The 548-nt window shown below is 70.6% G+C and carries 1 pseudogene; it reads right to left on the bottom strand.

Annotated elements, in window-relative coordinates:
• Nucleotides 1–548: pseudogene (locus ACFQGL_RS29125) on the bottom strand (collagen-like protein); the annotation flags it as partial.

Below are 548 nucleotides of genomic sequence, written 5' to 3'. Positions count from 1 at the left end.
GTCTCGCCTTGGGCGCCTTGTGCGCCGGTGTTGCCCTGTGCGCCTTGTGCGCCGGTGTCGCCTTGAGCGCCCTGGGCACCGGTGTTGCCCTGGGTGCCTTGGAACCCTTGGGCGCCTTGTGCGCCTGTCTCGCCTTGGGCGCCTTGTGCGCCGGTGTTGCCTTGGGCGCCTTGTGCGCCGGTGTCGCCTTGAGCGCCCTGGGCGCCGGTGTTGCCCTGTGCGCCTTGTGCGCCGGTGTTGCCCTGGGTGCCTTGGAATCCCTGGGCGCCTTGCGCGCCTGTCTCGCCTTGCGTGCCTTGTGCGCCGGTGTTGCCCTGTGCGCCTTGTGCGCCGGTGTCGCCTTGAGCGCCCTGGGCACCGGTGTTGCCCTGGGTGCCTTGGAACCCTTGGGCGCCTTGTGCGCCTGTCTCGCCTTGGGCGCCTTGTGCGCCGGTGTTGCCTTGGGCGCCTTGAGCGCCGGTGTCGCCTTGAACGCCCTGGGCACCGGTGTTGCCCTGTGCGCCTTGTGCGCCGGTGTTGCCTTGAACGCCCTGGGCACCGGTGTTGCC

The organism is Micromonospora vulcania, assembly GCF_042658605.1.
In the GTDB taxonomy this organism is placed as follows: domain Bacteria; phylum Actinomycetota; class Actinomycetes; order Mycobacteriales; family Micromonosporaceae; genus Micromonospora; species Micromonospora vulcania.
The sequence above is the reverse complement of the archived record's forward strand: the minus strand, read 5'-3'. Positions and strand labels throughout refer to the sequence as shown.